The sequence below is a fragment of the Ensifer meliloti genome, assembly GCF_030064585.1.
In the GTDB taxonomy this organism is placed as follows: Bacteria; Pseudomonadota; Alphaproteobacteria; order Rhizobiales; family Rhizobiaceae; genus Sinorhizobium; species Sinorhizobium meliloti.
The window spans coordinates 271032-292877 of the sequence record NZ_CP120366.1; the positions used below are offsets into that span (position 1 = coordinate 271032).

Here is a 21846-nt window from a genome sequence, read left to right on the forward strand (position 1 = left end):
ATGACCTTCTCGGGGGCAACGCAATGAGCTTGGAGCGCCATTGGACCACGCAATCGCGCCAGCTCGGGCGATACGTGGTTCCTTGCTGTGTTCTTCTCGCAATCTTTGCTGCCACGCCAGTTGCAGCCGTGAAGACCCGGGACCATGTCCCGCGGGTTTTAATCCTCTACCCGTATGACGAACGATTAGCCGCGACAACTGCCGCCGGAGAGGCCGTTAGGACACGGCTGCTCCACGCTACCAAAGCTAGAATTGATCTCTTCTCCGAGTTTCTCGACCTTTCAAGGTTTCCTGAAGCGGAGCACATCGGTCGCATGGCCAGATATCTTTCGGCCAAATATTCGGATCGCCGCCCCGATGTGGTGATTGCACTCGGCGAAGTATCTGCGCGATTCATCTCGGCCAACCGCAGGGAGCTCGCGGAGGGTGCAAAGATTATCGTCGCCGGCTTCAGCAGCTCCACCGCCGAGGAAATGGACCTGCCCAACGATGTGGTCGGAGCCTTCAGCGAGTTTGACATAGTCAAGACTGCGGAGATGGCCCGCGGACTCCAGCCGGAGGCGCGCCATCTTTTCATAATCGGAGGATCATCCGAATTCGATCGTTCTTGGCTCGCTAGAGCGCGGGCCGATCTTGCGGTTTTTTCCAAGGATTACAAAACGACCTATCTGGAGGGCCTGACGATCGAAGAGTTCACCAAGGTGGCCGCCGCGGTTCCCCGTGACAGCATCATCCTGGCACTGACGATCTTAAAGGATCGCGACGGCCGCAATTTCATCCCTCGTGAAGCGGTCAAACAAATTGCGGAGACCGCCGGCGCGCCGATATACGGTCCGTATCTCACTTACGTCGATTACGGAGTTGTCGGGGGCAGCGTGGTTACGTTCGAGTCGCTGGGCGAGACCGTTGCTGACCTCGCGCTCGCAGCCATTGCTGGTAAATCGATTTCCAGTCTCGAGTCTCCGCAAACCTATGTGGCCGATGCGAGACAGCTCGAACGCTGGGGGCTGTCGGAGAAAAATCTTCCTGCAGGCGCAATCCAGATGTTCAAAGAACTGACTTTCTGGGAACAATACTGGCTCGCCGCAGTCTTGGCCCTTGCCGTCATTACGTTCCAGGGCACCGTTATTGCCGGACTGCTCATCGAACGCCGCCGCCGTCAGGCGGCGGAGACCGAATCCCGCAATCGTCTCCTCGAAGTCGTTCATCTCAACCAGTCCGCGACCGCGGGCGCGCTTTCGGCATCCATCGCGCATGAACTCAACCAGCCCCTTGGTGCAATTCGCAGCAATGCCGAGGCGGCAGGGGTCATTCTTCGGTCGGAGAAGCCTGACCTCGAACTGATCGGACAAATCCTGGTGGATATTCAAGACGACGATCAGCGCGCCCACGACGTCATCTCCCGTATGAGGGGTCTGCTCAAGAAACGAAGCGAGATCGACTGGCAGGAGTTCGATCTCAATGACGTGACGACGAGCGCGATCAGGATTCTGCGTGGTGAGGCAGAGCGGAGGAGCGTAGTTGTCAGTTCCAGCCAGACATCACGCGAGCTGCCGGTCCGGGCCGACAGGGTCCATGTCCAGCAGGTCATTCTCAATCTCGCGACCAATGCCATGGACGCAATGCTCGAGGTGATAACGACCGAAAGGAGGCTCCTGCTCGAGACGAGGTTGACGACGGAATCCAAGGTGGAGCTGTCGGTTTCCGATACGGGCCGCGGAATTCCCGACGGACAACTCGCCAGCATCTTCGAACCGTTCTATACTACCAAGCCGACGGGGACGGGGCTCGGCCTTTCCATCGCGCGTGCGATCGTCGAAACCTATGACGGCGAGATCTGGGCTGCCAATCGCCCCGACGGCGGAGCGGTTTTCCGTATTGTGCTGCCTCTCGCAACGAATGGGTGAATATTTGGAAGCCGTCGTCCATATCGTAGATGATGACCAATCGTTCCGCACCGCGGTCGGGCGGTTGCTTGCGGCCTCCGGTTTTCGCGTGGCCCTCTATGAATCAGGTGATCAGTTTCTAGCACAATTCGCTGACGGCGAGCCTGGCTGCGTTCTGCTGGACCTTGGTCTACCCGGTCTCAGCGGACTGGAACTGCAGGACCGGCTGGCCGAGAGAGCGCCGCTGCTGCCGATCGTCTTTCTGACGGGACGAGGCGACATCAGGGCGACCGTCCAAGCGATGAAGGCTGGTGCCGAAGACTTCTTGGAAAAGCCAACGCCCAAGGAGGTGCTGTTGGAAACCATCGGGCGTGCGTTGCACCGCTACGCGCTACGGCGCTTGGAGCAGGATCGTAAACATGCACTCCGGCGGCGTCTGGCGAACCTGACGCCCCGCGAATTTGAAGTATTTGGCCTGATTGTCCGCGGTAAACTCAACAAGCAGATCGCTCAAGCGCTCGGCACCTCCGAACGAACGGTTAAGGCACACCGTCACAACCTCATGGAGAAGCTTGGTGCGCGGTCGCTGGCGGAGACTGTGTCGCTCGCCGAGAGACTTGGGCTGATCGATTCAGCGGCGGATCAACTGCAACGGTAACTACATGGGGCCGCCCGCTTCACCAAAGGGCAATAGCCAGGCCTCAATATTGGTCATACGATCGTCATGATCGGGGCTGGTCATGCTTTTTCCATCGGCTCCAGAAAGGCGTCAATTGGAAAGCTCAGCGCGCATAGTGGCTGTCGTTGATGACGATCCGAGCATGCGCAGGAGCGTCGAGCGCCTCTTGAAGGTAAATGGATTTGTGGCTGAAGGACACTCGTCAGCCGAAGCCTTTCTTAGCAGTGCCGATGTAAGCCAGATTGGCTGTGTTGTCCTCGATATCCACTTAGGTGGCATGTCGGGCATCGCGCTGTGGCACCGTTTGAGGGACTCTGGCACGAACCTCTCGATCATCTTCATCACCGCGGTGGAGGACGAGGCCCTCGAACGGGAAGCGCTTAAGGCGGGCTGCGTCGCGTATCTTCACAAGCCTTTCCCGGCCGACTTGTTGATCGGCGCTGTCAACAGGGCATTGGCGGGTCCGCCGGGCCTTTGAATGCGAGCCCACTTCGCGAAAGGACAATTGGCAGCGGTCGAATTTCACCTCACATAGGGTGGAGTAGCCGGAGTCTCGCATTTTGGGCCTGAACCGCCCGCGAGCCACCTAAACTGGGTCAAGACGTTGCCTGGGCGAGGATGGTTTGCATATTTCCGCTGGTACGGGCCAACCGAGGGTTTTTCGACAACAACTGGTCTTTGCCGGATATCGAGCCTCAGCTTTGAATTGCTTCAACGATTCGGGTTCCCGTCTCGGGGCCGAAAGCGGCTTTTGATAGGCCGCATCGCACAGGCGGCAAAGGTACGCACCGATTTGTTTGAGGATGACCGTCAAGCTGTTGGCCTCTTTCTATTCTTGACTCGCCAGAAGCGAGCGCGCGGCTACCGGTCTCGACCGGGCTCCTGAGTTCTGAGATCCTGGCTTAGGCGCTATAAGTTCTGTGTAAATGGCGAATGGAAACGGGAGTCCATTTGACTTTGGTCATCCGCTGGTCGAATTCTCGCTAGAAAAACTGGTCACCATCACCATCTTTGGGATGACACTAGATTGAATGCTTCACTTTTCCGGCACGCCATTCACATTGCGGCAATTCTCGGCCTCTATCTGTCGGCCGCGATGCTGATTCCTGCGATGCTGGACCTCTATTATGGCCATTCCGATTGGCAGGTCTTCGCGGCGGCCGCCTTCGTCACCAGTGGCCTTTCCGCCACGACTTTCATGGCGACCCGTGCCGGGCCGCCTCCGTTTTCCAAGAAGTTCGGTTTTCTACTCGTCAACGTTCTCTGGTCGGCTTTCGCGTTGATCGGCGCCTTGCCGCTGTGGATGTCATCCCTCGATCTCGACTTCGCGCAGGCGCTTTTCGAGTCTGTGTCGGCGATTACCACGACCGGATCGACGGTGATCGTCGGACTGGACGATGCCCCGCCCGGCATTCTGATTTGGCGGTCCCTCATCTGCTGGCTCGGAGGCGTTGGAATCGTCGTCCTGGGCCTGTTCATCATCCCGTACCTGCGGGTCGGGGGAATGTCCTTCTTCAAGATGGAATCCTCCGACACAAACGAGAAGCCCTTTGCCCGCCTCGCCACGTTCAGCCGGGCGTTTTTCACGGTCTATGTCGGCATCACGCTCCTTTGTGCCATCGGGTACAACGTGACCGGCATGAACCGGTTCGATGCGATCAATCACGCCATGTCGACGGTCGCCACCGGTGGCTTCTCAACCCACGATGCATCGTTCGCGTATTTCGGCAGCATTCCGCTCCTGTGGACCGCAACGTTTTTCATGACATTGTGCAGTCTGCCCTTTTCGATCCTCATCGTGTTCGTTGCACGTGGTCGGCTCGACGCATTGCGTGATCCTCAGATCTTCGTTTTTCTTGCCTATCTGACGGTCTTCGCTTTCTCGGTCGCGATCTATCACCGCCTGACGAATGGCGTCGAATTTCACATCGCGCTGGCTCACGCATTCTTCAACTTCAGCTCGATTCTGTCGACTGCGGGTTACATGAGCGAGGACTACCAGCTTTGGGGACCTTTCGTCGTGATGGCTGCATTCATCGCGACCTTCATGGGTGGGTGTTCCGGCTCCACCGCCGGTGGCATAAAGGCCTACCGCTTCATCGTTCTCTTCAACGCCATCCACTCTGGCTTACGCAAACTCATCTATCCGGCGGCAGTCTACCCTGTCCGCTACGGTCGGAACTCGTTGGACGCCGACACTTTGCGGGCGATCCTCCTGTTCTTCGTTACCTATATCCTCCTTTGGATCTTCGGTAGCCTGACGATGGCGGCGTTGGGCTACGACTTCCTCACCGCGGTATCAGCAGTCATTACCTGCCTCTCGAACGTCGGCCCCGGCCTTGGCACTCTTGTCGGCCCCGCGGGCAATTTCTCGACCCTCGAGGACCCGGAACTTTATCTGCTTTCGCTCATGATGATGATGGGGCGACTTGAAGTGCTGACCGTGCTTGTCATCCTAACACCGGTGTTCTGGAAGCAGTGACAAACTATGAGATCTTGGTGACCGGCAAACGGCTGTATGCTACCACGGCAAATGACAACTGTTTTGGAGAGACCAGATGACCGCCCATCAGCGAGATCCATACGAACTCGTTGGCCGAATATTGGGGAACATCCTCAGCGTCGGCGCGTACGCATTGGTCGCATGGCCGCTGGTACGGCCTTTTATATGACGACGGCGCTCGCCGCGCTTTATGCGAAGCGCAGTGTCTGACACCATGCCACGGATACCGAGGACTTATGCCGGCCGTGCTTCATCGTGGGTTTTCCATTCCGCCGGTACTTGAAGCGGAACTTGTTCGGCTACCGACCTGGAGCGGTTCACCCCTCTATGGAGTAACAGTGAAGTTCATTTGGTCCCGGCCGGGAAAGCTAGGGGTATTGAGGCTGTAGTTATCCTCGGGGGATCGAATATAAGCTTCCGCAGAAGAATGCCCCTGACGCGGCGCAGTAAGCAGTGATCGTTCACCGTAGTGGGACAGAGGTCACCCGACGGTCTCCGCGCCTATCGCCAGAGTGCGTATTGCCGCATGCGGGCATATTCGCGGATGACGTGCCGTCCGCGGCGCGCGATCTTTTCGGTCAGGATCGATCATCAGCAGCAGGACAGTGATCCCATAGGAGGCAACCGTAGCGGCCGCAAAGAGGGGGACGAGCAAGCAGACATGGACGGTCAGCTCGACCGCGAAAAGGTGACCGTCAGCGGCGCCCGCATGGTACCGCCCATCATCGACGCCATGCCGAGAAGCGCCCAAAGTCCCCTCACCCGGAAGAACCCGGCCGAACAGCGCTCCGAACGCTCCCCCGACTATAAGGAGAGGTGCCAGGACGCCCCCGAACGTGCCGGACGACAAGGCAACCAGCCAGATTCCTGCCTTGACGATAAGGACGGTCTTTATCGCGACCCATGTCATGTTGCTTGCGAGAAGATCGGTAATTAGGTCGTACCCGATTCCGACCGAAGATGGCGGTCATCGCGGCGGCGGCGCCAGCGACAAGCATCGTCTTTCTTTCTGCCGAACTTATGTGGGAAAGCTGGGCAAAAAGCGACCCCTCGGCTCCGCCGGCCATTTTGATCGGACCAAGCAGGTACGGCCGAGACAATTTCCCGGCGGGTCGGCGCGCTGGCCTTATGCCGCGAGCGATATCAAGGTTGAAGGCCTCGACGGTAAGCTCTTCCTCGTGCGGGCCAACGGAGATGCGATCTTCCATTTGTATCCGGTAGCGGTGCTGTTTCCAGGTTGCTTGCTGAGCCGCTCGGCAAAGCTGAGGCTGCGAAACTCATTCATGCGGCCTTTTCGGACGCCGATCGGCGACGCGTGCGACGCGATATTCGCATTCTCTTTGAGGATTGAAGGAGTGCGGTCTGCTCCATCCGCGGGGCAAGGTTGCGCACCGCTTGGGCGTGTGTATGAATCAGTCAAACAGGCCGTCGAGCGCGCCCCGCGGCCATTCGGCGGCAACTCACCGACCTTCACGGTAGATCACGCTCGCTCGTCTCTACCCGTGTCACGTGTTTTGCCACCGGCTTAGAGTTACGATACAGATGAAGCCTGCAGTCGTTCAGAGCGCACCGAGAGGGAAGCGAGAAGATGGAAGCTGCGAAGGTGTCCAAACCCGACGTTTCGACGGTCTACGCGGTCGATCTGAGTCAGAGGCCAGTGCCACAGGGCGATGCGGCGCGGGAGAAGGCCGCGCTTCTCCAGCTCGCCAGACGCATGCACGACGCGCCTGGGGAAATGCTCCCAAGGTTCGTGGAACTCGCCATGGAACTGACAGGCGGAATTTCGGCCGGTATCAGTCTGCTCGAAGAGACAGAGCCGTCTCCAGTGTTCCGTTGGCATCATCTAAAGGGGATTCTGTCGCCGTTCAACGGGGCTACTACGCCCCGCGATTTCTCGCCATGTGGTATCACGCTAGAGCGAAGCGCACCGACACTGACCATTCATCCAGAACGCGTCTATGATTGGATACCACCGGGCTTGTCGCTGCCGGAGGTTCTGCTCGTTCCCCTGTACATCGGACGAACGGAACCACTCGGGACACTGTGGATCGTCGCCGACAGAATTGGACATTTCCACTGCGGCCACGGGGCCACGATGCAGGAGCTCGCGGGGTTCATCGGCATAGCACTGAAGATGGTCCGATCCGAACAGGAACTCCAGCAGGCACTTGAACAGCAGGAACTGCTTACCAGGGAGATGAGCCATCGGCTCAAAAACCTTTTCACTATCGTCGACGGCATGATCCGCATCAGCGCCCGCAGCACGGACAACAAGGATGATTTAGTCGCACTATTGTCCGGCAGGTTGCATGCGCTCGCCGCTGCCCATTCTTTGGTGAGACCATCTTTTAGCGACGTTCAGGGGGCGGCCTCCAACCTTGCCGAGCTGTTGAGCATCGTCACCGATCCGCACGAGCCTCCGATAACAGGCAGCAGGAGAAGGCTCTCACTCCGCGGGCCGTCGGTTCTATGCGGTGAGCAATCGGTGAACGGACTCGCGCTGGTCTTCCATGAACTCGCGACTAATGCCGCCAAATACGGGGCACTATGCAGCGAAAATGGAAGGGTGGACGTTCTTTGGCAGATCGACGGCGACGATCTTAGCATCACATGGAGTGAGGACCGGGGTACCCAAATATCTATCCCGCCGGCTTCCAAGGGCTTCGGCAGCACATTGGTGGAGGCCACCGTCACCCACCAGTTCGGCGGCACCTTAAACTATGACTGGCGACCGGTCGGTCTGTCGGTGAACATCGTCATGCCCTTATCTATTCTGGCGCGATAGGCACCGTCGGAAGCCGGTCGGGCTCCCACAATCAATGGCGTCTTAATTATCCCCGTTGCTCGGGGACCCTCCGCCAGGCTCAGGCGCATCGCCGCTGCATTCCAAGTGCCAACTTCGACGTTCCGCCTGACATGGCAATATCGGGTTGTCAGACCCGACACCTTCAGCAGTGCAAACGCGCGAAAACCCGGCAGGTGACGTCGAGGTAGCGCACCCGGCGCGCGGGGCTAGCCGCGGAACTCGCGCCGGACCGGTTTTCTTACGCCAGTGGCGCGACCTCACTATTCGACGTCAAACCGCGCAAGCATCTTCTTGAGTTGCAAGTTCTGTGCATGAAGCTGTTTAGCCAGCAACCTCTTGAGGCGCTTGTTGTCTGCCTCCAGGACGGCGAGCTCGTCGAGTGAGATCCGCTCGTCGACAGGCTTTGGATCCCCCTTCCCAACCTCGGAATTGTGCGCAATCGTCTGGGCGTACGCGCGCTTGGCGCGCTTTCGAGAGGTGCTGATTGATGTCGTTCGTGCCTGCGACGCCGGTTGGCTCTCCTCTTCTTGCACGACCGGTTCGGGCGGATGATCGGCCCCATGGTGCTTCGAGATTTCGACCTCTGCGCCGTTGGCAAATGGCATCGCTGCTAATGCAACGTCGACATCGTCGGCGCGTGGATTGGCAGGCTCTGCATCGGTCGGATAAGCCGGCGCAGTTTCATCCGAGTTTAGCGTTCCAGCCGCTTCACCTGAATTGAACAGATGCGGCGTGGTCTCCTCCACTTCGCGGGCCAAAGCCTTAAGATCTGTGTTTCCCCAGATTGAGTTCGTCTGGGCTTTTGGCTGTCGTCGCCCCGACTTGAATTCAACAACAAACCTCCGTTGTGGCGTCTTCATCTACTTTCGGTCCCAAGCATACGTGAAAAATGAACGCCGATTGGCGCCGTTGCATTCCTGCTGGCGCACCAATACAGCCGTTCCTCGCCCGCTTCAACTCCCTGCTAAACCAACCCCGCAGCTCGCGTGTCTTTCACCCGGCGACGATGGGAACAGCAGGCTCGCTTGTCGCGACAATGCGAAATGCGGAGGCATATGAGCCTCTGGCGTAACACGGAGGACGACGAAGAACCTGTCGCCCCGCGCATCCCCGGTCCTGGTTAATCCAGACCGAGCCTCTTGCGCAGTTCGGCGTTTTCCGTGCGCAGCTTCTCCGCCAGTCGTTTGCGGAGTTTCTGGTTTTCCTCTTCCAACTTGACAAGATCTGCGAACTCATCGCCGGCCGGTAGGGGCTTGGTGCTCTTCGCGTCCTTTTTTCCGACAGGCTTCGCGGCACCTTTCCAATGATAGTAGGTTTGCTCTGATATGCCGGCACTCTGGATAGCGTTCTTGAGGGTGTTTCCTTCGCTGACTTGCGTCTCGATCAGCTTAAGCTTGTCGTTTCTCTCTTGTTCGCTATACCTCCTGGGTTTAGCGGCCGGCGCCTTTGGTTGAGCTGGTTCGGCAGCCGCCTTCTGAGGCCGTGGCGACCTCAGCTTCTTAGCCGTTGGTACTTTCACTTCAGCGTCCGCCGCTACGGCCGCAGCAACTGGTCCTGTATTACTCTCGTCAGCCATCAGCAATTTCCTCCTTTAATCATCGCCTGTTTTCGGCTGAGTGCTCCACAGAGTCAACACGACCATCAGAGTCCTGCTTTACGGATCGTTGATGCCTGGCTCACACCTAGAGCCTGACGATCTACCGGTGAAAGCTTCCGGCCCTCACCGGAAATAGACGGCGCTGACCACTATCCCTAATTCGACGATCGGGGCCCCTACATGTTGGCGCAGGGTCGGCGCGAGCGCGAAGGCTTATCGCAGTGTGATGCCGCAGGGCACCGCCTGCTAGAAGCCCTCCGTCACGGCCAAGCGCGATCACCATGCCTGCTTGGACACCTTTACTTCTCATTTTCTATCGACGCCCTTGAATGTGCAATATAAAACCCGCAGAGGAAATTCCTCTAAAAGTAATACTTGAAAATAGACTCGACGAAAAAGTCGTTCTCTGGTTCTATCTCGGCGTGCTTTATACGACGGGGGCGTGCAAATGGCTTACGATTGGGATGGAAAGCGAACACGTCGGCTCCAAATGCTGAGGTTCATGGGAGCCCTGGCTGTGCCTGCTCTGCTATTTGGCTCGGCCCTTGGGGCACTGCAGTGGGTCGATACGGACCGTCAGGCCGTAAGGACGGCTCAATTTCGATAGATCTAATGCGAAGCTGCACCCGTTCAGTTCAGGCTGAAACGCAGAGTCACGAAGGGTCTTCCGTCGCAGCCGGCGGCGGAGGGAGGGGAATGATGAAATCAGCTCAAACCTCGAGTTTCGATCCAATTGGGCCCGACGAGTTGGAGACAATCGGAAAGCCTTCCTGGACGAACTGCAAAGGCGAGCTTTGCCACGCAAGTCAGAAGAAGCTGAAGCACTCGCCGCAAAACTGATCAATGCATATCAATCAGGGATTCGCGACGACCTGGGCTTGAGTATTGTCGCTGGGCTGTCCTGAGGCGCAGCACGCGTCGACGAATACGCAATGAGCCTATTTGATGGGTGTCTGCTCAACAGGCTTTCGCACCCATTCAATTGAATGGCGGCGAGGGCCTCCCGCCAAGCGAAGATGACGCAGGCGCGCTTATAGGAGTGCCGCCGAGTTCACGAAAGGTCGAATCGCTCCAGCATTTTCTTCAGCTGAACGTTCTGCAGATGAAGCTTTTGAGCGAGTTGGGTCCTCAGCATTTTGATTTCTTCGTCGAGTGTCGCCAATTCATGGAAAAACAAGTCACGTGACGACGATTGTTGCAGGTTTTGATAATGCTTTTGGACGACAGCGCTTTGAGCATCCACGTGGGCGTTGGCTCTCTTCCCACGTTCTCGACGCTTGATCCGCGGTTTGCGTTGCGACTTTGTGCTTGCCGCGCTTTTCGGAGCCAGCGAATTCGCTTCGGCGCCCGATTGGTCGGCTTCGTCACGCGCAGTTGTTTGAACCTCATCCGCATGGATTGGCGGTTCTAACGCCTGTGCGACACCGTTATGGCCTGCCGGCTTATCCGATGCGATTGGCCCTTGATCAACCGAGACGTCCCCATTTCGAGCAAGCGGGCTGGCAGCCACCGTCGGACTGGGTGGAAGTGCGGACGTATGCTCGAGAGTCTTGGAATCGGTGTCATTCCCGGCCGAGCTCTCTTGCGCTTTCCCCGATGGTTGCCGCGACGCCAATCGGGCAAGGAATTTCCACGGTGTTTTCATAGTGTCCCCACTTTGAGCGAGCCGGACTGCGATCCGGTTGAGGTATTGCTACTCACTCAGTTTTGCAATGCGGCGGAAAAGTTCGACAGCAGTATGCTTTTGCATCGTCGGTGTCTTTCCGTGGCGTCCGCCACGACAAACCTGTCATTGAGGAACATACTATTCTCTTCAGCCATCAGATGATCTCCTTCTGGAAGCGGAAGTCTGTTTTCGGCCGAGCGGAAGACGGAGTCAACAAAGCTGCCCTACCTGCAGCGGCGCCCTGAAACCTTGGGGAAGCCGTCTGGGATTTCCGCGATCCCAAAACTCGCCGGCGGGGGTGTCGTTGAAGGGGCTTACCCGCTTTGGGGCCGGCACGACGGGATAGCGCAGGCACTGGGCGCTGCGCGACCTCCTGCCGGTCGGGAAGCTCATTGAAGACCGGGGCCTTGAGGACGGTGCGTGCGACCGGCACCAACTGCCCAAGCAGTAGCGATAGAACGGAGGAGCTGTGGAGGATGCCCGAAGCGTCCGGCTACACCTTCTGCATGAAGAGGAAGGTGTGGCATATTTCTAGGGCGCAGCAGAAACGAAAGCCGTGGCAATCAAGCGGCGCTGCGCCGCAGATGCTTCAACGCGACATACTCCCACACGGCGACCACGAGCAGTATAACACCTGTCAGCGCCTGGATAGCGAAGTTGGCGACGAAGGGCACAAGCGTGAAACTAGCTGTGAGCAGGCTGATGCCAAAGACATGCGAATAGGGCAGGACGCGCGATGACACCCTTTTCATCCACATTGTCCCAGCCAGGAACAGGATCGGCCCGCCGAGCTGAGCCAGCGCGAAATTGTACGTTCCCAGTTGGTAAGGGTGCGCCAGGCTGAAATCTTCTCCGACCGCCGTGAAGATGATGCCGCCAACGATCGGAAGGTGGCCATAGGTGAAGAGATACTGCGCGGTGGTTTGCGGTTTGGACGTGTCTTCTGCCTTGTCAGCGGCCCGTTGCTGGCCGTCGTGAAAATAGATCCACCACATGAGAACCGTGGTGAGAAAGGAAAAACAGAGGACCCAGGGCGTGCCCTCAGTCTCGAGGTTGCTGAACGTGTGTTTGCCAATTGTCAGGATGGTCTCGCCAAGTGCGATGATGACAAAAAGAGCGCTGCGTTCCGCAAGATGTTCCCCGTCGATGTCAAGGGTTTCCCGCGGCGAAGCCCCGATAAGTGGCACCCAGTAGCGGACCGTCGGACCTGTATATTCCACAACGAGCGCCACGATCCACAGGACGACGCGCAGATGCGGTTCCGACAGGCCTCCCGTAATCCAGAAGGTGCTTGAAATCGTAAGCCAGGCGGTGATCCGGAAAAAGGTCATGAACGAGGCCGGGTCGCCTCTTCGGAATGCATAGAGTGCGAACAGCGACCGACTGACCTGCATCGCTGAATAGGCGACGGCAAAGAGAAGGCCCATGCCTTTGAAGGCCTCGGGCAGCGCAATCGCCATCACGATGCCGAAGAACATGAGAGTGAAGAGCAGCAGGCGGACCGGTTCGATCTCGGTATCCAGAAGATCCATGACCCACGTCGTATGGATCCATACCCACCAAAGCGCGAAGATGAAAAGCACTGCTTCGGCGGCGATGCCAAGACTGAAATCATCCGAAAGGCTCTCGGAAAGCTGAATCAGGGCAAATACAAAAACGAGATCGAAAAAGAGTTCCGGAAAGCTCGCCTTCGTCTGATCCGTATTCTCTTTCCGAAGCCAGTGCGTGTGGTTTTCAGCCATGGAACCCTCGTAGGGATGACAAGCAGAGATATATAGCGACTCGCGGCTCATAGTGCCTTCGTTCCGACCGAAATATCTGCACTCTACATCGCTCGATTTCATTGGTAACAGGCTGCGGAGAAGATCATTGACGGAAACGCGCACAAACGGACGAAGACTTGAGCTCACCAGCCGCATCGTATCGGCCTATTTGAGCCGCAATGTCATTGCCCCCGACGAACTCCCTTATCTTATCCAGCAAACCTACGGCTCCCTGAACGAAACTTCTGGACCAGGGGAGACCCCGCCAGCAGTCGAGGAACAACGCCCCGCGGTCCCCATCAAGAAGTCGGTGACCGACGACTTCATCGTCTGCTTGGAGGACGGCAAGAAATTCAAGTCTCTCAAGCGGCATTTGACGACAAAATACGGTATGACGCCGGACCAGTATCGCGAAAAAATGGAAGCTTCCATCCGAATACCCGATGACAGCTCGCAACTATGCCCTGCAGCGCTCGAAACACGCACGCGCGATGGGGCTGGGAAAGAGCCGGGCGTTGAAGTAGGTGCGCTGACCACTACTTACTTCATCATCGTGGCGCTGCAGGAGATCGGTACAGAATGACGCGCCCCGTCGGAATGATCTGGGAAAGATAGTCGAAATCCCGGATGTTTCCGGTAAGCACACTCGCACCCAATTGCCGCGCCTGCAGGAAAATCAGAGCATCGTTTACAAACCGACGCTCGTGACCCTCACCCCTTGGCAAGTTGGTCAACCGAAAGAGCAAGCCAGCGAGGACGCCGGCTTGCCCCCAGATAGCTGCGTCCGGGGCATGAAGTCTGTGCTCCGGTATGTCGCCTACCGTCGCCTGAATTGTTTCCAGGACCGACTTCGTTGAAACATGTTTCGGATCCAGGCGGCCCAAATCATGGGTCAGCTCGGAGAGACACACAGCCGAATGGTGGCATAGCCGATAGGTCACAAGTGCATCTATCTCTGCCGGCGATCGCCCCTGCAGCACATCCAGATAGACGACGGTGTCCAGGAACCTGGACCACCAATGGTTGGCTCGTCTTCTACCCAGGGCAAATCATCATCGGCGCGGCGTTCAAGCGTTCCTAGGCGTTTTTGAGGCTTCAGTGATCGGAGGGTCTCGAGGAGATCAAATCCCAAGGTCGACGTCCGCTGGAATGCTGCCTTTCCGGCCGACGAGGCGGGCGCCAAAGTCATCCTCCAGTGCCAGCCGCGCCAGTGCCAGTTCCAACAGTTCGGTGTCGGAAGTGACGTGGGCTCGCTTCTTCGCGGCTTCGATCAACTCCGATGGTACACGCCCTGACAAACGTGTATTTTTCGCGGTGCCGAGAAGGCCAACGGCCCGCGCTTGATCAAGCACCAGTTTGTTGCGGGTCAAGGCAACCTTTGCCTCGTTTTCTGCAGCGGAACGGATTTGGGCACGCATGCTAGCCTCCGTGTGTTGAACACAACATAAATTACCGTTCAACATGAAAGCAAGGCTGTATCTTGTGGTGAACAAACGACAGTCGGCTTTGAGGAAACAATGACCAGAAGCTGCCGTTAGGGACAAAGCTGGAGCGCAGGTAGTTGTGATCCACCATGTCTCGGTAGGGACGAATGATGTTGGGCGTTCGAAGCGCTTCTACGATGCCGTTTTTGCCCATCGTCGGCCTTGTGCCGATGGCAGAGGACGAGGTGGACTAGGCTATGGAAGCGGCACGTTTCACTTTCAGCGTTCAGGTTCCGATTGATGGAAAACCACCGACCGTGGGCAATGGCACTCATGTCGCCTTGCCGTCGAGGACCGTTCGATAGTCAATCAATTTTACGCAGCATTAAGATATAGTGGCAGCAACGATGGCGCTCTGGGGCTGCGGCCGAACTACGATGCCAACTATTATGGGGCGTTCGTCCGCGATACAGATAGTTACAAAATCGAGGCAGCAATCTACTCCGCAAAGTAGTCGCTCACGGAGGCGCCCATGCCGACCCTTCCTTATGCAATTCTCGAAGCCCCTTCCACGTTGGGACTGGCGACCCACGGAGTGGAGCGCCTGCCCGACCAACTCCTGCATCTCGGTCTTGCGGAGCGCATCCATGCGCGCCACGCCGAGCGGCTGGCGGTGCCTCCGAAGGAGCCTACGCCAGATCCCGAGACTGGCATCCTGAATGCCAGGGCAATTGCGGCTTGGTCGCCCAAGCTCGCCGACGCGGTGGAAGCGGTGCTTGCCGGGGGCGAATTTCCGGTGGTGCTGGGCGGCGATTGCACGATCGTTCTGGGCTCGATGCTCGCGTTTCGCCGGCGCGGCCGCTACGGCCTGTTCTTCATCGACGGTAACGCCGATTTCTTCCAGCCCGAGGCGGAACCTAATGGTGAGGGCGCCTCCATGGACCTTGCTCTGGTCACCGGCTACGGCCCGTCGCACCTGACCGACATTGAAGGTCGCGGTCCTCTGGTCCGTCCCGAAGACGCTGTCGCGTTCGCGTATCGCGATCATAAGGATCAGGAGGAGTACGGAAGCCAGCCGCTCCCTAACGAGCTCAAGGCGATTGAGCTTCCCGCCGTGCGCGCAGTGGGCATTGAGGCCGCCGCGCGCGAAGCGGTCGACCACCTGACGCGAGAGGAACTGGACGGCTTCTTCATCCATCTCGACGCCGATTGCCTCGACGACGCCATCATGCCGGCTGTCGATTTCCGCATGGCGGGCGGGTTGTCGTGCGACGAGCTAGGGGCCGCGCTTCGGGTTGCCTTGGCGAGTGGCAAGGCAGTCGGCATCGAGATCACCATCTACAACCCGCGCCTTGATGAGGACGGCAGCGCCGGGCGCGACCTGGCCGACGTACTGGCCGCAGCGCTCGGAACAGCAGCGTCCTGAACACGGCGAGCAACGTCTGCTTTCCGGCGCAGCAGATGGCGTTTGACGCTGCGCAACATTTTGCGCCCCTGTTCGTTTTCTCGTTTTCTCACAGCTCCGAAAAATCGAGCCGAAGGGGGTGCAGAGCTGTGATCGAGACCAGACAATCGCTTGCTGTGATGGACAGGCCAAACGTGAGAACGCTGCCGAACTCGCGGTGACGGCGTCTTGCTGGTGGCGCGCCGATATCCCGCCGGAAGTGTGCGAGGCCTACTGGCGCGACGTACATGAGAGTATGTTCGCCGTCGCTCCGGGCCCGTGGCAGTGCTGCGCCTTTCAGTCCGTCTCATTTGATGCGCTGGAGGCGGCTCAACCTCAGGGCATGAGACACGCGCTCTTCTGGTCGGAAGCCGACTTGATCGCATTCAGCAGCAATCCGCTCCCAAAGGAGGGCATTCCCCACGACGCACACAACTCCATCGGCCGCATCGGTGCGCTACTGTCGGCTCCCAACGGCCGAACGCTCATTGATGGTCCGCCATGCGGGGTCCTCCCCCAGTGCCAACTTTCGTGCTCTGCTTTGTTCCAAGAGCGGGAGCAAATATCGGCCGAGGCTTTCCACCGCTATCTTATCCGGGATGTCGCACGCGCGTGGGGCCGGCATCCTGGCCTGCTACCTTTGCGCATCAACCACTGCCTTCCTAGCGTGAGCAGCAACGACTGTGCCTCGACCCAAAGAGATCATTCGCTGCTACCGCCTGCTTAGCCCGTACAGCGAACTAGCCGGTCATTCAGCGCTCACGCCCCTCCTCCGCGCATACCTTTATGACAACGGTTTCTGGAACAAGAGTTCCTGGAGAATGACCACCCTACGCCGAATGGGAGGTAGCGCACTAACGAACGATCACCTCGGTCGTCTCGAAACGGGTGACATCGATTAGGCCGACGTCGGAGATACGTAGTTCCGGAATCACCACCAACGCCAGCAGAGAATGCTGCATGTAGGCATTATTAAGTTTGCAGCCGCAGGCGCGCATGGCTTCCACGAGACGACTTGCCTTTTCCGCCACGATTTCCGCGCGCTGGTCCGACATGAGCCCGGCGACTGGCAGTTCGACAAGAGCGAGTTCACGCCCGCCGGCAATGAGCACAATACCGCCGCCCACCTCCTGCAGTCGGTTCGCGGCCTGCGCCATGTCAGCCTTATTCGTGCCAACGACGATCATATGGTGGCTGTCATGGGCGACCGTTGAGGCCATGGCGCAATGGGTGTCGTAACCAAAGCCGGAGACGAAGGCGTTGATCACGCCGCCGGTCGCCCGATGGCGCTCCACCAGCGCGATCTGGCACACGTCGCTGGCGCGATCCATCTGCACTACGCCGCATTCTACCGGCAGTCGGCGCTGCAAGGCTTTGGTGGGGGCCTGGTTTTCGATGACGCCGATCACCCGCACCTCGACTTCCGACGATCCGGCCGCACAAATGTCGAAGTCGGTTGGGGCAAGCCTCTTGCCGAGTTTCACCGTGTTTTTGGCGCTCGCTGGATAGTCGTAGGCGGGAATGTCGGCAACCAGCACGCCCTTCTCCGCCAAAAGCCGACCGCGGACGAACACCATCTCTATCGGCAAGGCGGTCAGATCGGAGGTCACGATGAGATCGGCGCGGCGTCCCGGGGCAATCGAGCCCAGATCCCTCTCCAGGCCAAAGTGCTGCGCGGTGTTGAGTGTCGCCATCTGGATCGCGGTGATCGGCTTCAGGCCCTGGGAGATGGCGTGGCGCACCACGCGGTTCATGTGGCCATCGCTGACCAGTGTGCCGGAGTGGCTGTCATCCGTGCAGAGCACGAAATTGCGTGGATCGATGCCCCGTTCGGTAATAGCCTTGACCTGTGCGGCCACGTCGAACCAGGCCGAGCCGAGACGAAGCATGGCCCGCATGCCCTGCCGAACGCGCGCGATCGCGTCTTCGACGGTGGTTCCCTCGTGGTCGTCTGCCGGGCCGCCGGCGGCATAGGCATGGAAGGCGCGGCCCAGGTCCGGGGAGGCATAGTGACCGCCGACCGTCAGGCCTGCGGCCCGCGTTGCGGCGATTTCGGCAACCATCTTGGAATCGTTCGCAGCAACCCCGGGGAAGTTCATCATCTCGCCGAGCCCGATAATGTTGGGCCAGGCAAGGGCTTCGCGCACGTCCGCGGCGCTCAGCGTCGCGCCGGCATTCTCTAGCCCCGGCGCGCTGGGGACGCAGCTCGGAACCTGCACGAAGATGTTGACGGGCAGGGTCTGCGCCTCGTCGTTCATCAGCTTCACGCCGGCGATGCCGAGCACGTTGGCGATCTCGTGAGGGTCCACGAACATGGTCGTCGTGCCGTGCGGAATGACGGCGCGGGCGAACTCGGTCACCGTTACCAGCCCGCTTTCGACATGCATGTGCCCGTCGCAGAGACCGGGGACGAGGTAGCGGCCGGCCGCATCGACGATCTTGGTCCCCTCCCCGATTGTGTGGCCGGCGTCGGGACCGACATAAGCGAAGCGGCCCCCGACGATCGCGACATCGGCGCCCGGCACGATTTCCCCGGAATAGACGTTCACCCACCTGCCGTTGCGGACGACCAAATCCGCTGGCTTCCGCCCCATAGCGACATCTACGAGGCGTGGTGCGATTTCAGACCATGGCTGCAGCATTTCTGCCGATCCTTCCTAATCCAAGCACCGATACGAACCGGCGGCGCCGCTACGCGACACCACCGGATGAGATCATTGAACCTGCATCACCAGCATCGCGGCAAGCACGGCGACGAACCACATGACGGGCTTGACCTCGGAAACCTTTCCGAGAGCAAGCTTCATCATAACGAAGGCGATGATGGCAAGCGACAGGCCGAGAGTTATCGAAAACGTCAGCGGAATGAGCACGATTGCGAGAAAGGCCGGGATGGCGTCTTCCATGTCCGCCCAGTTGATCTGCCCCATCGGCGCCGACATGAAGAGGCCCGTGAGGATGAGGACGGGCGCCGTGGCAATCGTCGGCACCAGCGAAAGGAGCGGCGAGAGGAACAGGAACGGCAGGAATAGGAGCCCCGCAATAAAGGCGACGAGGCCAGTCCGCCCACCCTGCGCGATGCCGGCGCCCGATTCCAGGTAGACCGTTGCCGGGCTAGTGCCGAGCGGGGCGGATATCAGCGCCGCGACGGCGTCGACATGCATCGATTCCTTGATGTTGCGTGGCATCCCACTCTCGTCCTTCAGGTTGGCCGCTTCCGCGAGCCCCAAGAAAGTCGACAGCGCCTCCACGAAGTTGGTGAAGAGGAAGACGAAGATGAACGGTGCATAGGCGACCTGAAGGGCACCAAGAAGATCGATCCTGCCGACGAAACTGAAATCGGGCGCGGCAAACAGGCCGCTCCAGTTGACGAGCGTCTGGACATCCGGCGTCCCACCCGCAAAGGCGCTGCCGTCTCCCCACAGGCGACCGATCGGTATCGCAAGCACGGTGGTGATGATCATGCCAGTCATCATTGCGCCTGGTATGCGGCGCACGACCAGGGCAGCCGTGATGATGAAGCCGGCGATGAAGGTGAGCGTGACCGGCGTGAACTGGGTTAGGGCGACGATCGTATCTGGGCTGGCGACGATGAACTTGGCATTCTCCAGGCCAATCAGTGCAATGAACAGACCGATGCCGCAAGCAATTCCGTAGCGCAGGTCCTTCGGGACCGCCTCGATGACAGCCGTGCGCAGGTTGAGTATGGCGAGGATAGTGAAGAGAACGCCGGCCCAGAACACGCAGCCGAGAGCGATCTCCAGCGGCACTTTCGCCCCCATCACCATCGTGTAGGCAAACAGGGCGTTGATGCCCATGCCGGGCGCGACGAGAATGGGACTGCGCGCATAAAGCCCCATGGCGCAGCTGCCGATGAAGCTGACCAGGACCGTGGCCGTGACCCCTCCGGAAAACGGAATGCCCGCATTCTGGAGAATTGCGGGATTGACCACGATGACATAGGACGCCGCCAGGAACGTCGTCAGGGCGGCGATGATTTCCGTGCGGATCGTCGATCCGCTGCGGGTGACCTCAAACAGGCGGTCGATGGCACCGCTGAGCCCGGATTTCCCTGTGCTGGCGGGATCTGCCGCGACATTCGGCTGATAGTTCATACTGTTCCTCCCCATTTTGAACTTCATCGAGTCACTTGACGGTTCTCCTACTCCGCCGCAAGCGTGTTCGCCTTGGCGAGCCTATCCGGGTCCAGCGGCGAAATAATCCGCAGATTGACGCAATCGACGACGCCAAAATCGGTCATGGCATAGTCGGGTATGGCGGTGATCTGCAGCACGAACATATACATAAACGGCCAAGGCAGATCGCAACCGAGACTGCGCGCCGCCTCGTCCAGGCGCAATTCGAACGCCGCCATCTGCGCGTGATCGATGTCGGACACGATGCCGCCGATCGGCAAGTGCAGGAATTCGACGACCTCGCCGTTATCGACCACGACTTGACCGCCATTGTTGGTGATCAGGTGGTTGATGGCGATTGCCATGTCCTCGGGATCGGCACCGATGCAAATGATGTTGTTGTCGTCCGGGGCAGTGGAACTGGCGATGGCGCCGGATGTCAAGTTGAAGCCCGACACGAAGGCGACGGGGCGGTTCTCCGTCTTGCCATAGCGCTCGACGACCGTCACGTATTGTACGTTCTGGCCCGCATCGGCGAGGATCTTTCCATCGACGACCGGCAGCGTCACGTCCCGGCGGGTACGCACGAAAACCTTCTCCGGCGTCACCGCAATCGCGAGCACCTCGGCGAACGACGTCTTGTCGGAGAAGGGGACGACGATATCTGCGGGCGTGACCGGCGTAGCCTTGACCGACCGCAACAGGCCGGCGCTGCGCGGCGGCGGGACCAACTCCACCGTCATACGCCCGTCGCGGGCCGCCAGAGTGCCGTTTGCCATTACCATCTCGACGCGGAAGTCGCGCAGGTCGTTGACGATCAGGATGTCGGCCGTGCGGCCCGGAGAGATCGAACCGACCTTGTGGTCGATGCGCAGCGCTTCCGCACAGTTGATCGTCGCCATCTGAATGGCGGCCATCGGCGAAATGCCCATAGCGATCGCCATGCGGACCATGTTGTCGAGATGTCCGCGCGAAAGAATGTCGCTGGCTACCACATCGTCCGTGCAGAAGCTGATGCGGCGCAGCGCCTTTACCCCCATCTCCGTGACGATCCGCAGATTGTCGGACAAAAAGTGAGAGATCGAGGATTCCCGCACGACGACGTGCATGCCAGCGCGCAGCTTCTCCAGCATTTCCTCGGGGGTGTAGCTCTCGTGATCGGCACGCACGCCCGACTGCATGTATCCGTTGAGGCGCGCGCCGCGGGTCATCGGACAGCAGCCGAGCACAGGCAGGCGATTCGCCTGACCGATCTCTATGGCCTGCAGGACGTCCTCGTCCTCCTCCTGGATGAATTCGCGCACAGTCTCCCATATCCCGACGCATTCCGGCCAGTGGTGCGTGTCGCGGTGGTCCTGCGGGCTGAAATAGTGGCCTACGGTGGAGCGCGGCATGGTGTAGGGGGTCTTGCACGGCGCCCCCCAAAACACTTTGAGCGGGGTCTGCCTGATCTCATCGAGGAATTCACGCGCGGCGTCCGGACCACCAACGACGATGATCTGGTCGAGGCCGGAGACGATCGACGTCGTGCCAAGCGGCAGAACTGCCTTGGCAAAGCTCGTCAGCGACAGTTTCGAGCATTCGACGTGAAGATGGCCGTCGATCATGCCGGGAGTGAGATATCTGTCCGCCGCGTCGATAATCTCCGTCTGCAGCCCGATATATTCACTGATATCGCCGACCGCAATGATGCGATCGCGGTAGATAGCGACGTCAGCCTGATAGATCTCTTCCGAAACAACATTGACCAGTCGGCCGCCGCAAACAGCCACGGTCGCCTTGGACTCCCCGCCCGAAGCGGCGCGGATGAATTCTCGAATGTCGGACATTCAGACCTCCCTTGTCAGACGGGAGTATTCCAGTCGGTTTACGTTTGAACAACTGGCCGAACGAGCCCTATAATCGAACGTATCGTCCAACATCTTGTACAAACGGAAACGAA

16 protein-coding genes and 3 pseudogenes are annotated in these 21846 nt (G+C 59.0%); 9 read left to right on the forward strand and 10 right to left on the reverse strand.

All coding sequences use genetic code 11. The features are described 5' to 3' along the window. The first annotated feature begins 128 nt into the window (after positions 1 to 128). The 4 genes from PZL22_RS25685 (at position 129) to PZL22_RS25700 (ending at position 5047) form a co-directional block, all read left to right on the forward strand. Complete coding sequence (locus PZL22_RS25685; protein ID WP_088201240.1) at positions 129 to 1907, forward strand: sensor histidine kinase; 1779 nt, start codon at positions 129 to 131, stop codon at positions 1905 to 1907. Continuing rightward, entirely contained in the window at positions 1900 to 2544 is a 645-nt protein-coding gene (locus tag PZL22_RS25690) for a response regulator transcription factor (RefSeq protein ID WP_088201043.1), read from the forward strand. Before PZL22_RS25685 ends, PZL22_RS25690 begins: the two co-directional genes overlap by 8 nt. Before the next feature lie 82 nt (positions 2545 to 2626). Continuing rightward, positions 2627 to 3043 (forward strand): response regulator transcription factor, encoded by a 417-nt coding sequence (locus PZL22_RS25695; protein WP_088198330.1) that lies wholly within the window; start codon positions 2627 to 2629, stop codon positions 3041 to 3043. Positions 3044 to 3592: 549 nt separating this feature from the next. After that, positions 3593 to 5047 carry a TrkH family potassium uptake protein gene (locus PZL22_RS25700; protein WP_127621486.1) on the forward strand — a complete coding sequence of 485 codons (1455 nt, stop codon included), beginning with the start codon at positions 3593 to 3595 and terminating at the stop codon, positions 5045 to 5047. A 502-nt stretch (positions 5048 to 5549) separates the two neighbouring features. Here the strand turns inward: PZL22_RS25700 and PZL22_RS25705 are convergent. Beyond that, a complete protein-coding gene (locus tag PZL22_RS25705) occupies positions 5550 to 5978 on the reverse strand; it encodes a hypothetical protein (protein WP_411756306.1) in 429 nt (142 codons plus the stop codon). Between PZL22_RS25705 and PZL22_RS31640 the strand changes: the two genes are divergently transcribed. Then, positions 5905 to 6597 carry a hypothetical protein gene (locus tag PZL22_RS31640; protein ID WP_411756307.1) on the forward strand — a complete coding sequence of 231 codons (693 nt, stop codon included), beginning with the start codon at positions 5905 to 5907 and terminating at the stop codon, positions 6595 to 6597. The genes PZL22_RS25705 and PZL22_RS31640 overlap by 74 nt on opposite strands. 59 nt (positions 6598 to 6656) lie before the next feature. Continuing rightward, the gene (locus PZL22_RS25710; protein ID WP_284718773.1) at positions 6657 to 7853 is read left to right on the forward strand and encodes a sensor histidine kinase; all 1197 of its coding nucleotides are present in this window, start codon (positions 6657 to 6659) and stop codon (positions 7851 to 7853) included. 281 nt (positions 7854 to 8134) lie between these two features. On the opposite strand, the gene PZL22_RS25715 is transcribed toward PZL22_RS25710, so the two are convergent. After that, positions 8135 to 8734: a hypothetical protein gene (locus PZL22_RS25715; RefSeq protein ID WP_127525049.1), complete on the reverse strand. Its 600-nt coding sequence runs from the start codon at positions 8732 to 8734 to the stop codon at positions 8135 to 8137. Between the two features lie 260 nt (positions 8735 to 8994). Beyond that, entirely contained in the window at positions 8995 to 9450 is a 456-nt protein-coding gene (locus PZL22_RS25720) for a transposase (protein WP_010967898.1), read from the reverse strand. A gap of 717 nt (positions 9451 to 10167) precedes the next feature. On the opposite strand from PZL22_RS25720, the pseudogene PZL22_RS25725 reads away from it, so the two are divergent. Beyond that, a pseudogene (locus PZL22_RS25725) lies at positions 10168 to 10376 on the forward strand (hypothetical protein). 146 nt (positions 10377 to 10522) lie between these two features. Here PZL22_RS25725 and PZL22_RS25730 read toward each other — a convergent pair. Next, positions 10523 to 11116 (reverse strand): hypothetical protein, encoded by a 594-nt coding sequence (locus PZL22_RS25730; RefSeq protein ID WP_127621484.1) that lies wholly within the window; start codon positions 11114 to 11116, stop codon positions 10523 to 10525. 584 nt (positions 11117 to 11700) lie between these two features. Continuing rightward, complete coding sequence (locus PZL22_RS25735; RefSeq protein WP_014528862.1) at positions 11701 to 12879, reverse strand: low temperature requirement protein A; 1179 nt, start codon at positions 12877 to 12879, stop codon at positions 11701 to 11703. Between the two features lie 127 nt (positions 12880 to 13006). Here PZL22_RS25735 and PZL22_RS25740 point away from each other — a divergent pair. Beyond that, positions 13007 to 13424: pseudogene (locus PZL22_RS25740) on the forward strand (Ros/MucR family transcriptional regulator). 24 nt (positions 13425 to 13448) lie between these two features. On the opposite strand, the pseudogene PZL22_RS25745 reads toward PZL22_RS25740, so the two are convergent. Continuing rightward, a pseudogene (locus PZL22_RS25745) lies at positions 13449 to 14032 on the reverse strand (type II toxin-antitoxin system VapC family toxin). After that, complete coding sequence (locus PZL22_RS25750; RefSeq protein ID WP_164820640.1) at positions 14022 to 14318, reverse strand: hypothetical protein; 297 nt, start codon at positions 14316 to 14318, stop codon at positions 14022 to 14024. Before PZL22_RS25750 ends, PZL22_RS25745 begins: the two are co-directional and overlap by 11 nt. Positions 14319 to 14856: 538 nt before the next feature. Between PZL22_RS25750 and PZL22_RS25755 the strand changes: the two genes are divergently transcribed. After that, entirely contained in the window at positions 14857 to 15750 is an 894-nt protein-coding gene (locus PZL22_RS25755) for an arginase family protein (RefSeq protein ID WP_127621483.1), read from the forward strand. Between the two features lie 872 nt (positions 15751 to 16622). Here PZL22_RS25755 and ade read toward each other — a convergent pair. The 3 genes from ade to PZL22_RS25770 all read right to left on the reverse strand — a co-directional run bounded on the left by ade (position 16623) and on the right by PZL22_RS25770 (position 21733). Then, a complete protein-coding gene (ade, locus tag PZL22_RS25760; protein WP_088198342.1) occupies positions 16623 to 18410 on the reverse strand; it encodes an adenine deaminase in 1788 nt (595 codons plus the stop codon). Positions 18411 to 18482: 72 nt separating this feature from the next. Next, positions 18483 to 19883 (reverse strand): NCS2 family permease, encoded by a 1401-nt coding sequence (locus PZL22_RS25765; protein WP_088198343.1) that lies wholly within the window; start codon positions 19881 to 19883, stop codon positions 18483 to 18485. Between the two features lie 47 nt (positions 19884 to 19930). Continuing rightward, entirely contained in the window at positions 19931 to 21733 is a 1803-nt protein-coding gene (locus tag PZL22_RS25770) for an adenine deaminase (protein WP_284718774.1), read from the reverse strand. Between the last annotated feature and the right edge of the window lie 113 nt (positions 21734 to 21846).

What these genes read in the sequence shown, in the direction of transcription:
- PZL22_RS25695 (WP_088198330.1), top strand. Translation starts at nt 2,627, where the DNA reads ATGCTTTTTCCATCGGCTCCAGAAAGGCGTCAATTGGAAAGCTCAGCG.
- PZL22_RS25755 (WP_127621483.1), top strand. Translation starts at nt 14,857, where the DNA reads ATGCCGACCCTTCCTTATGCAATTCTCGAAGCCCCTTCCACGTTGGGA.
- PZL22_RS25750 (WP_164820640.1), bottom strand. Translation starts at nt 14,318, where the DNA reads ATGCGTGCCCAAATCCGTTCCGCTGCAGAAAACGAGGCAAAGGTTGCC.
- PZL22_RS25730 (WP_127621484.1), bottom strand. Translation starts at nt 11,116, where the DNA reads ATGAAAACACCGTGGAAATTCCTTGCCCGATTGGCGTCGCGGCAACCA.
- PZL22_RS25705 (WP_411756306.1), bottom strand. Translation starts at nt 5,978, where the DNA reads ATGACATGGGTCGCGATAAAGACCGTCCTTATCGTCAAGGCAGGAATC.
- PZL22_RS25720 (WP_010967898.1), bottom strand. Translation starts at nt 9,450, where the DNA reads ATGGCTGACGAGAGTAATACAGGACCAGTTGCTGCGGCCGTAGCGGCG.
- PZL22_RS25690 (WP_088201043.1), top strand. Translation starts at nt 1,900, where the DNA reads ATGGGTGAATATTTGGAAGCCGTCGTCCATATCGTAGATGATGACCAA.
- PZL22_RS25765 (WP_088198343.1), bottom strand. Translation starts at nt 19,883, where the DNA reads ATGAACTATCAGCCGAATGTCGCGGCAGATCCCGCCAGCACAGGGAAA.
- PZL22_RS25715 (WP_127525049.1), bottom strand. Translation starts at nt 8,734, where the DNA reads ATGAAGACGCCACAACGGAGGTTTGTTGTTGAATTCAAGTCGGGGCGA.
- PZL22_RS25735 (WP_014528862.1), bottom strand. Translation starts at nt 12,879, where the DNA reads ATGGCTGAAAACCACACGCACTGGCTTCGGAAAGAGAATACGGATCAG.
- PZL22_RS25770 (WP_284718774.1), bottom strand. Translation starts at nt 21,733, where the DNA reads ATGTCCGACATTCGAGAATTCATCCGCGCCGCTTCGGGCGGGGAGTCC.
- PZL22_RS25710 (WP_284718773.1), top strand. Translation starts at nt 6,657, where the DNA reads ATGGAAGCTGCGAAGGTGTCCAAACCCGACGTTTCGACGGTCTACGCG.
- ade (WP_088198342.1), bottom strand. Translation starts at nt 18,410, where the DNA reads ATGCTGCAGCCATGGTCTGAAATCGCACCACGCCTCGTAGATGTCGCT.